We start from the raw sequence: 9,260 nt of genomic DNA, 5'->3' as shown, positions 1-9,260 counted from the left end.
TTTTATTTCCTTAGTTTTCTTAAATAGAGAGAATTAAGGAAATAAAGAATTTGATTGATAACCATAGTGCAGTAGTTCTACCTGACTCCATACCGAACTCAGAAGTAAAATGCTGTAACGCCGATGGTAGTGTGGGGCTTCCCCATGTGAGAGTAGGGCATTATCAATCTACTAAATTTGCGGAGCGGTAGTTCAGCTGGTTAGAATACCTGCCTGTCACGCAGGGGGTCGCGGGTTCGAGTCCCGTCCGTTCCGCCACTTAATTGTAAGCGAGTCAATTACTCGCTTTATCTTTAGGGGCGTAGTTCAATTGGTAGAGCACCGGTCTCCAAAACCGGGTGTTGGGAGTTCGAGCCTCTCCGCCCCTGCCATTATTTTAGAATGCCGATTAGTTTTGCTAATCGGCTTTTTGTTTATTTGGCAATAGTTAAAATACGGTAAGGCTTAAAGATGAAAACATTAGATCCCATTATGGAACAATTTTTAGATTCTCTTTGGCAAGAACATGGTTTATCTGATAATACTGTGGCATCTTATCGTTTAGACTTAACGCTATTTTCGGACTGGCTAACACCGCCAGAAACATTTCTTTCTATTGACCATTCTGGTTTACAAGCTTTTTTAGCTTGGCGTTTAACGCAAGGTTACAAATCTAGCAGTTCAGCAAGAATGCTGAGCTGTTTGCGTAAATTCTTTCGTTTTCTTTATGCGGAACATTATAGAGAAGACGATCCTGCAAGCACATTAACTTCGCCTAAAAAGGCTGTTCATCTTCCGAAATCGATTAGTGAAGCACAGGTGATGGCTTTACTTGAAAGTCCAAACACACTTGATCCCGTAGAACTTCGCGATAAGGCGATGCTGGAATTACTTTATGCGACAGGTTTGCGAGTGACAGAGCTAGTTTCACTGACCCTAGATAATATTAGTTTGCGCCAAGGTGTTGTTCGAGTGATTGGTAAGGGAGATAAAGAGCGGCTTGTGCCAATGGGTGAAGACGCCGTTTATTGGATTCAAACTTTTTTTGAACATGCCAGGGCCACATTATTAGCTAATCAGCCTTCAGATGTTGTTTTCCCGAGTCGTCGAGGTCAGCAAATGACTCGCCAAACCTTTTGGCACCGTATTAAACATTATGCGGTGTTAGCTGGAATTGATACAGAAAAACTCTCTCCTCATGTATTACGGCATGCTTTTGCTACCCATTTGGTCAATCATGGGGCAGATTTACGTATTGTTCAAATGCTATTGGGGCATAGTGATCTCTCAACCACGCAAATCTATACTCACGTGGCGAAAGCACGTTTGAAATCGCTCCATCAACAATTTCATCCGAGAGGTTAACTCAATACACAAACGAGCTGTGCTTGCCAAAAAATCAATGGTGTGCGATTTCTTTCCCAAACAGGGATCTGCTGTGCTTGCCAAATTTTCTTCATTTGTTCACGGTGTGGTTTGACATATTGCGCCACTTGGCCGCTATGGTGCAGTTTTACGGTTAATTCCTCATTTGCAAGCGCTGATGGTAGCGCATAATGCTTTATATCAGTGTCTGTTTCTAATCTGAGTTCAGCTTGTTTCCGCACTAAAATGCCAATATTATCAGGCAATTCAATCGTTTGGTTCGCCAAAAGCGTAGCATGAAAATGTCCAGTTGGCTCAAACGTGCGTGTAAGAAAAAGTTGTTGTTGATAACGACGGAGCCATTTATCACCAAGTTGGATCTCTGGTTGCTTGTCTGATTTACTCATGATCATTTGTTTGATGATCTGCAATAACTGCGCTTGACTAGGCATCATTTGCTGTTGCTGGCTTAACCAGAGGCGCAAAAGTGCTTGCTGTTTTGAAAGAGAAAACTTTGAAAAATCTGCAATATTTAACGCATAGTTTGTTGGGTTGATATATTGCGTTAGCGTTTCTGCTAGCAACTCATCCAATAATTGTTGCTGCTGATACAAATTTGCTGTTGCCCGATAAACCATTTCATCAAAATGTAGCCAACGTTCATTTAACGTGGGTAACACTGCATTTCGCAAAAAATTGCGATCATAAATTTCGGATTGATTACTCTCATCTTCTACCCATTCAAGTTGATGCTGTACAGCGTATGCTTGAATCATTTCTTTCTTGATAGCGAGAAGTGGTCTAAAAAGAGGCATATTTTGCCAAAAGCCTACCACTGGCATTGCCGCTAAGCCTTTTGCCCCGCTCCCTCGTTTTAAGGCAAGAAAGAAGGTTTCTACCTGATCGCCCTGATGATGTGCCGTTACCACTGTTTCATCGACTTGTCGCACTGCTTGAATAGTCTGATAGCGCGCATGTCGCGCCGCATCTTCAATACCTTTTGAACCTTGTACTGAGACTTTTTGCAAAATAAACGGAATATTTAACCGCTTGCATAGCTGTTCGCAAAAATCAGCCCAGCTATCTGCATTCGGACTTAATCCGTGATGGACATGAATGGCGCGTAAGTTTAAAGGGAGTTGACTTAATAGATGCAGTAGCACGACGGAATCAATTCCGCCACTTAATGCAACTAAAAAATGAGTGCGGTTAGGTTGGGATTGAGCTAATTGTTGATGGAGATGTTGAAGTAGCGTAGGCATCGTTTTCCTTATGGTTTATTTGTCGCTTCGCTATGATGGATAGGCAAGAAAACAAGCGGTCAGATTTTGCAAAAATTTTGCGAAATTCGACCGCTTGCAATGTTATTTACCAATACAGAATGAGCTGAAAATATTCCCGAGCAAATCGTCAGAGGTAAATTGACCGGTAATTTCACTTAATGCGTTTTGCACCATTCTTAACTCTTCGGCTAATAATTCGCCAGCGAAAAATTGGGTAAGTTGAACATGCCCGCGGGCTAAATGCTCAGCCGCTTCTTCTAACGCTTGTAGATGGCGACGACGCGCTAAGAATCCGCCTTCGGTTGAACTTTGGTAGCCCATTGATTTTTTCAAATGCTCACGCAATAAATCAACCCCAACTTTTGTTTGCGCGGATAAACGAATGAGCGTGAAATTCTCCAGTTGTTCCAAGCCTTCTGGTTCGCCCGATAAATCCACCTTATTGCGAATAACCGTAACAGGCATATTAGGTGGTAATTTGGCTAAAAATTCTGCCCATTCCGCTTTGAAGTCATCAACTTTTTGTTCTGTACTATCAATCATCAATAATACTTGGTCGGCTTGTGCGATTTCTTCCCAAGCGCGCGCAATGCCGATGCGTTCAACTTCATCGCTGGCTTCACGTAGCCCGGCGGTATCAATAATATGCAGAGGCATGCCATCGATATGAATATGTTCACGCAATACATCGCGAGTGGTGCCGGCAATATCTGTGACAATCGCCGCTTCGCGTCCTGCTAATGCGTTCAGCAAGCTAGATTTCCCCGCATTTGGGCGACCTGCAATCACCACTTTCATGCCTTCACGTAAAATAGCACCTTGTTTAGCTTCTTGGCGTACGCCGTTAAGTTGCTGAATAATATCGTTTAAATGGCCTTCAATTTTGCCATCAGCAAGAAAATCGATTTCTTCATCCGGGAAGTCAATTGCAGCTTCCACATAGGTGCGTAGATAAATAACACTATCAACTAACTGATTGATTTTATTTGAGAATTCGCCTTGTAAGGATTTTAATGCGGAACGGGCAGCTTGTTCACTGGTAGCATCAATTAAATCCGCAATCGCTTCGGCTTGGGCTAAATCGAGTTTGTCATTTAAAAAGGCTTGCTCTGAAAATTCACCAGCACGCGCAATTCGCACGCCTTCTACTTCTAAAATGCGTTTAAGCAGAATATCTAAAATAACCTGACCGCCGTGGCCTTGTAGCTCAAGGACATCTTCGCCAGTAAAAGAGTTTGGTGCTTTAAAAAAGAGTGCAATGCCTTGGTCGAGTGTTTCGCCGTTGCTGTCTTTAAATGGCAAGTAATTTGCCATTCTCGGCGTTAAGGTTCTGCCTAGCACCGCTTCTGCGACCTTGCTGGCAAGTGGGCCGGAAACCCGTAAAATGCCTACACCACCACGACCAATCGGTGTAGCTTGGGCAACAATGGTATCTTTCATTTGGAATCCTTTGCTGACAAGCGGTCAGTTTTGCAAAAAATTTTGCAAATTCGATCGCTTGGAATATAAGTTAAAGGCATTATAGCAGCATTTCGCTTTTGCTTCATTGCCATAAAAAGCCTAAAATAGCGCTACTTTTTTCCCTTTAGACAGGAATCTTAATTTATGAAATTATATGGTTTAATTGGCGCTTGTTCTTTTGTGCCGCATGTAGCGTTAGAATGGGTTAAAGCGCATAGTCATGAAAATTATGAGTTTGAGGCAGTTAGCCGTGAATTTATTAAATCACCAGAATTTTTGGCGTTAAACCCTCGCGGTGCAGTGCCATTATTAGTAGATGGCGATTTAGTGTTATCCCAAAACCAAGCAATTTTGCATTATTTAGATGAACGCTTCCCTGAAGCAAAATTATTTGGTAGCAAAACCATGCGCGATAAAGCCAAAGCTTCGCGTTGGTTAGCGTTTTTTAATAGCGATGTACATAAATCGTTTGTGCCGTTATTCCGTTTACCAAGTTATGCGGAAGGCAATGAGGCATTAACCAAAACCATTCGCCAACAAGCCGCTGAACAAGTTTTAGAACAATTAGCTGTAGCGAATGCGCATCTTGAAAGTCATATTTTCTTTGGCGAAGCGATTTCTGTCGCAGATGTTTATCTCTACATTATGCTAAATTGGTGCCGCCGATTAGGGTTAGACTTCAGCCATTTAACACAGCTTTCACCATTTATGCAGCGAGTTGAGGCAGACAGCGGTGTAAATGCGGTACGTTTAGCCGAAGGCTTAAAATAAGCTAGACAGACAAGCGGTGAGATTTTGCGGAAGATTTGCTAAACGCTCACCGTTTTTTATTTCAAGAGAAAATTCATGTTAAAACAAGTTTCTGAAAGTTTGCTTGCACCAAGCGGACTTGAACTCTCTCATTTGACGCAAGTATTAGACCAATTTTCGACACGTCAAATTGATTATGCTGATCTTTATTTCCAATTAAGCCAAGATGAAAGTTGGGCGTTAGAAGATTCCATTATTAAAGAAGGTGGCTTTTATATTGACCGTGGCTTTGGTGTGCGAGCCGTTTCGGGTGAGAAAACTGGCTTTGCTTATGCAGATCAAATTGGATTAGAGCAGTTAATGCAATGTGCCACTGCGGCGCGTTCCATTACAGCAGAAAGCGGAAAATTATTGGTAAATAATTTCAAAGAAACGACCGCTTGCAAGCGCTATGCTTCGATCAATCCGCTAGAAACATTAAGTCGTGAACAGAAAGTTGAATTATTGCATTTAGTGGATCGTACTGCGCGCAAAGAAGACCCGCGCGTGGTGCAAGTTAATGCCAGCATTTCGGCGGTGTATGAAGAGATGCTCGTAGCAGCAACAGATGGTACTTTGGCTGCAGATATTCGCCCGCTGGTTAGATTATCCGTTTCAGTATTAGTAGAAGAAAATGGCAAACGTGAACGTGGCTCAGCTGGGGCGGGTGGTCGCTACGGTTTAACGTGGTTTTTAGAGCCACAAGTCGTCAATGGGGAAATGGTCGGCTACAACCGCGCTGAATTCTTAGCAAAAGAAGCGGTAAGAATGGCGTTAGTCAATTTAGGCGCAATGCCTGCGCCTGCAGGTACAATGCCGATTGTATTAGGTGCTGGCTGGCCGGGTATTTTATTACATGAAGCGGTTGGACACGGTTTGGAAGGCGATTTCAATCGTAAAGAATCTTCACTGTTTACTGGTAAAATTGGTGAGCAAGTGACTTCACCGCTTTGTACTATTGTCGATGATGGCACAATTGAGAATGTGCGTGGTTCAATGACCGTAGATGATGAAGGTGTGCCTTCACAGCGCAATGTGTTAATTGAAAATGGGATTCTGAAAGGCTATTTGCAAGATAAACTCAATGCACGTTTAATGGGCGTGGCACCGACAGGCAATGGCAGACGAGAATCTTATGCGCATTTACCTATGCCAAGAATGACCAATACTTATCTGACTGAAGGCCATGATGAATTTGAGGCAATGATTGAATCTGTTGATTATGGTATTTATGCACCACATTTTAGTGGCGGGCAAGTCGATATTACTTCTGGGAAGTTTGTTTTCTCTACCGCAGAAGCTTATTTGATTGAGAAAGGGAAAATTACCAAGCCTGTGACCGGCGCAACCTTGATTGGCAGTGGCATCGATGCAATGCAACAAGTTTCAATGGTGGGTAAAAAAATGCAACTTGACCCAGGTATTGGCACCTGCGGTAAAGAAGGGCAAAGTGTACCGGTCGGTGTAGGGCAGCCAACGGTAAAACTAGATAAAATTACCGTTGGTGGCCGAGGTTAGCTTCATTATAAAATCAGCTCGAAAGAGCTGATTTTATATTTCTACCAAGCAAACTCTTCATCATCGAAATTACTTTTAGCCGTTTCTTCTGTACATAAAATGCTAGTCAGCAGCTGCCCTTTATGTTTTACATCGACGCCACTTTCAGTGGTGTGATCAATAGAATCCAAATTCACATAAACTTGGTAAATATATTCGCCTTTTTGGAATGACATTGTTGACCAACGTCCCCTGCCAGTACCAGTCCATCTTTCTGAGCGCCCAAGTAGTTCAGATTTTTTATTACGCAAAGTTAATTCATTCTTAGATGCCGATCCAAATTTATATTCATAAATATCATTATTTAGCTTGTTCACTTCAATGTATTTATTATTTGTGGTTTTACACGAGAAAATAATTTCAGCTTGTACTGATTGGGATAATCCGATTGCACCTAAAAATAGTGCAGTTAATGCTAATTTCTTCATAATTATGCTCCAGGCATGTATAAACTTTGTCCATTATTATAATACTGTGTAATAGATTAAACAGTATAAGGCAAAAGAAACTTCCCGTTTTTTGTTGAAAAACGCTAAAATACCCCATTATGATAAAATAAGGATAACAAGATGGCGTGGGTACAAATTCGTTTAAATAGCACAGATAAACAAGCTGAGCAGATCAGTGATTTTTTAGAAGAGATTGGGGCAGTTTCGGTAACCTTTATGGATAGCCAAGATACACCGATTTTTGAACCGCTTCCAGGTGAAACGCGTTTGTGGGGAAATACAGATGTAGTTGGTTTATTTGATGCGGAAACAGACATGAAAGCAATTGTTGAAGCATTGATTATTAGCCGTTTAGTTGACCCTGATTTTGCACATAAGATTGAACAAATCGAAGATAAAGATTGGGAACGTGAATGGATGGATAATTTCCACCCAATGCAGTTTGGTAAACGTTTATGGATTTGCCCAAGCTGGCGTGAAGTTCCAGACCCAAATGCAGTCAATGTGATGTTAGACCCAGGTTTGGCGTTTGGAACAGGCACACACCCAACGACGGCACTTTGTTTACAATGGTTAGATGGGCTTGATTTAGCGGGCAAAACTGTGATCGATTTTGGTTGTGGTTCTGGCATTTTAGCGATTGCTGCGTTAAAACTTGGTGCAAAACGCGCGATTGGTATCGACATTGATCCCCAAGCAATTTTAGCTTCAACGAATAATGCGCAAGCAAATGGGGTGGCGGATCGCCTTGAATTGTTCTTAGCTAAAGATCAGCCGAAAGATTTAGTTGCTGATGTGGTAGTAGCAAATATTTTGGCGGGCCCGTTAAAAGAGTTAGCACCAAATATCATTACGCTGGTAAAACCACAAGGCGATTTAGGCTTATCAGGGATTTTAGCGACACAAGCTACTTCTGTGTGTGAAGCTTATGCCGAAGATTTCAATCTTGATCCTGTGGTGGAAAAAGAAGAGTGGTGCCGAATTACTGGCGTGAAAAAAGCTTAAATACTTATAATAGAAAGGAAGTTTGGATTGATTCAATGACCAAACTTCCTTTTATATTTAGAACAATTCAACGACATTGATTTCAATATCTTTCGCTAAAAGTTCGCCAAAGGCTTCAACTGCTTGGGCGAAGTGTGCCTGCTTGGTATGTAGGTCTAAATCGGCATCGCTTTCCCAGCGTTCGATAAAGGTATAAGTGTTGGCTTTACCAGCCACTTTACCGCAGTCATAGCTTACACAGCCTTTATCTTGGCGGGATGCGTTCACTAAATTTTTTGCGACAGATTCAAACTCAGCTAATTTCTCTGCTTTCACTTCACAAATTGCATAAACTCCGATCATGATATTCTCCTATTTGATTTGCTTATTCGGAGAGAAAAAGCATAAATAAAAATGCAGAATTTTGCAAGCGGTTGAATTCTTACGATTTTTTGCAAAGTGAATACTTGAATGAGGAAAAAGAAGAGAGTAGCATTTCCGCATTATTTTCTTTCTATATAAAGTATGAAACCGACGATTCTTCTATACGATTCGGGCATGGGCGGGCTGACTGTTTATGATGAAGTGCGCAAGGCACTGCCGAATGCGCACTATTTATATTGCTTTGATAATGCTTGTTTTCCTTATTCAGAAAAATCAGAATCGGTATTAAATCATCGAGCGTTAAGCATTGTGCAAAAAATTGCGGAAAAATACCCGCTTGATCTCGTGGTTGTTGCATGCAATACGGCAAGCACCGTGGTATTACCGGCATTGCGCCAAGCGTTTTCTTTTCCTATTGTAGGAACAGTACCGGCAATTAAGCCAGCAGCAGAAATTTCAGAGACTAAGACAATAGGATTACTTGCGACGAAAGGCACCATCGTTCGACAATATGTATTAGATCTTATTGATAAATATGCGAAAAATTGTGTAGTGGAAAAAATAGGTACGACGGATCTAGTAGAAATAGTCGAAGAAAAACAACAAACAGGGATCGTTGATCTCGCAAGATTAAAGGCCGTAGTTACGCCTTGGATCGACAATAAAGATTTAGATACGGTAATTTTAGGGTGTACGCATTTTCCATTAGTAAAAACAGAACTACAAGAATTATTGCCTCAAGTGAAGTTTTTTGTTGATTCTGGTAGCGCGATTGCTAAAAGAGTAAAAAATTTATTATCTGAACAGATTATTGTTTGTTCAGAATCGGATAAAAAACCACAAGCAAATCTCGCTTTTTGTACTGCAAAAACAGAGAACTTTTTCGCCAGAGAAAAAGTCATGCAAAAATGGGGTTTTGCAAGCTTAATGGAATTGAACTGTAAGTGATAGAAAAACATCAGTTTTTGATAAAATTTGCGACATTTCGATTACAAATAAAACAAGCGGT

At 41.3% G+C, this 9,260-nt stretch carries 9 protein-coding genes, 2 tRNA genes and 1 rRNA gene; 8 read left to right on the top strand and 4 right to left on the bottom strand.

Annotated elements, in window-relative coordinates; all coding sequences use genetic code 11:
• Positions 1 to 53 precede the first annotated feature (53 nt).
• From rrf to xerD, 4 genes are all read left to right on the top strand, one after another.
• Positions 54 to 169, top strand: a 5S ribosomal RNA gene (gene rrf / locus HSP_RS0100525).
• Between the two features lie 12 nt (positions 170 to 181).
• Positions 182 to 258: transfer RNA gene (locus tag HSP_RS0100520), tRNA-Asp, on the top strand.
• Positions 259 to 295: 37 nt separating this feature from the next.
• Positions 296 to 371: transfer RNA gene (locus HSP_RS0100515), tRNA-Trp, on the top strand.
• Positions 372 to 450: 79 nt separating this feature from the next.
• Positions 451 to 1,344, top strand: coding sequence for a site-specific tyrosine recombinase XerD (gene xerD, locus HSP_RS0100510; RefSeq protein WP_010128141.1), 894 nt, complete (start codon positions 451 to 453; stop codon positions 1,342 to 1,344).
• Here the strand turns inward: xerD and tilS are convergent.
• Together tilS and mnmE are read right to left on the bottom strand one after the other, a co-directional pair.
• Entirely contained in the window at positions 1,341 to 2,606 is a 1,266-nt protein-coding gene (tilS, locus tag HSP_RS0100505; RefSeq protein WP_010128139.1) for a tRNA lysidine(34) synthetase TilS, read from the bottom strand. The genes xerD and tilS overlap by 4 nt on opposite strands.
• A gap of 102 nt (positions 2,607 to 2,708) precedes the next feature.
• Positions 2,709 to 4,067: a tRNA uridine-5-carboxymethylaminomethyl(34) synthesis GTPase MnmE gene (mnmE, locus tag HSP_RS0100500; RefSeq protein WP_007523948.1), complete on the bottom strand. Its 1,359-nt coding sequence runs from the start codon at positions 4,065 to 4,067 to the stop codon at positions 2,709 to 2,711.
• 165 nt (positions 4,068 to 4,232) lie between these two features.
• Here mnmE and HSP_RS0100495 point away from each other — a divergent pair, with 165 nt between their 5' ends.
• Positions 4,233 to 4,859 (top strand): glutathione S-transferase family protein, encoded by a 627-nt coding sequence (locus HSP_RS0100495; protein ID WP_007523940.1) that lies wholly within the window; start codon positions 4,233 to 4,235, stop codon positions 4,857 to 4,859.
• 75 nt (positions 4,860 to 4,934) lie between these two features.
• A complete protein-coding gene (gene tldD / locus HSP_RS0100490) occupies positions 4,935 to 6,395 on the top strand; it encodes a metalloprotease TldD (RefSeq protein WP_010128138.1) in 1,461 nt (486 codons plus the stop codon).
• A 41-nt stretch (positions 6,396 to 6,436) separates the two neighbouring features.
• Here the strand turns inward: tldD and HSP_RS0100485 are convergent, their stop codons facing one another.
• A complete protein-coding gene (locus HSP_RS0100485) occupies positions 6,437 to 6,862 on the bottom strand; it encodes a hypothetical protein (RefSeq protein WP_007523938.1) in 426 nt (141 codons plus the stop codon).
• Between the two features lie 141 nt (positions 6,863 to 7,003).
• Between HSP_RS0100485 and prmA the strand changes: the two genes are divergently transcribed.
• Positions 7,004 to 7,888, top strand: coding sequence for a 50S ribosomal protein L11 methyltransferase (gene prmA / locus HSP_RS0100480; RefSeq protein ID WP_007523946.1), 885 nt, complete (start codon positions 7,004 to 7,006; stop codon positions 7,886 to 7,888).
• Between the two features lie 57 nt (positions 7,889 to 7,945).
• Here the strand turns inward: prmA and HSP_RS0100475 are convergent, their stop codons facing one another.
• Positions 7,946 to 8,230: a putative quinol monooxygenase gene (locus tag HSP_RS0100475; protein WP_007523932.1), complete on the bottom strand. Its 285-nt coding sequence runs from the start codon at positions 8,228 to 8,230 to the stop codon at positions 7,946 to 7,948.
• A 162-nt stretch (positions 8,231 to 8,392) separates the two neighbouring features.
• On the opposite strand from HSP_RS0100475, the gene murI reads away from it, so the two are divergent.
• The gene (gene murI / locus HSP_RS0100470) at positions 8,393 to 9,199 is read left to right on the top strand and encodes a glutamate racemase (protein ID WP_010128136.1); all 807 of its coding nucleotides are present in this window, start codon (positions 8,393 to 8,395) and stop codon (positions 9,197 to 9,199) included.
• Positions 9,200 to 9,260: the final 61 nt, after the last annotated feature.

The organism is Haemophilus sputorum CCUG 13788 (genome assembly GCF_000238795.1).
Lineage (GTDB): Bacteria > Pseudomonadota > Gammaproteobacteria > Enterobacterales > Pasteurellaceae > Haemophilus_A > Haemophilus_A sputorum.
The sequence above is the reverse complement of the archived record's forward strand: the minus strand, read 5'-3'. Positions and strand labels throughout refer to the sequence as shown.

Excerpts from the sequence above, each read along its gene's own strand:
- mnmE (WP_007523948.1), bottom strand. The coding sequence starts at position 4,067 with ATGAAAGATACCATTGTTGCCCAAGCTACACCGATTGGTCGTGGTGGT.
- HSP_RS0100495 (WP_007523940.1), top strand. The coding sequence starts at position 4,233 with ATGAAATTATATGGTTTAATTGGCGCTTGTTCTTTTGTGCCGCATGTA.
- murI (WP_010128136.1), top strand. The coding sequence starts at position 8,393 with ATGAAACCGACGATTCTTCTATACGATTCGGGCATGGGCGGGCTGACT.
- HSP_RS0100475 (WP_007523932.1), bottom strand. The coding sequence starts at position 8,230 with ATGATCGGAGTTTATGCAATTTGTGAAGTGAAAGCAGAGAAATTAGCT.
- HSP_RS0100485 (WP_007523938.1), bottom strand. The coding sequence starts at position 6,862 with ATGAAGAAATTAGCATTAACTGCACTATTTTTAGGTGCAATCGGATTA.
- tilS (WP_010128139.1), bottom strand. The coding sequence starts at position 2,606 with ATGCCTACGCTACTTCAACATCTCCATCAACAATTAGCTCAATCCCAA.
- tldD (WP_010128138.1), top strand. The coding sequence starts at position 4,935 with ATGTTAAAACAAGTTTCTGAAAGTTTGCTTGCACCAAGCGGACTTGAA.
- xerD (WP_010128141.1), top strand. The coding sequence starts at position 451 with ATGAAAACATTAGATCCCATTATGGAACAATTTTTAGATTCTCTTTGG.
- prmA (WP_007523946.1), top strand. The coding sequence starts at position 7,004 with ATGGCGTGGGTACAAATTCGTTTAAATAGCACAGATAAACAAGCTGAG.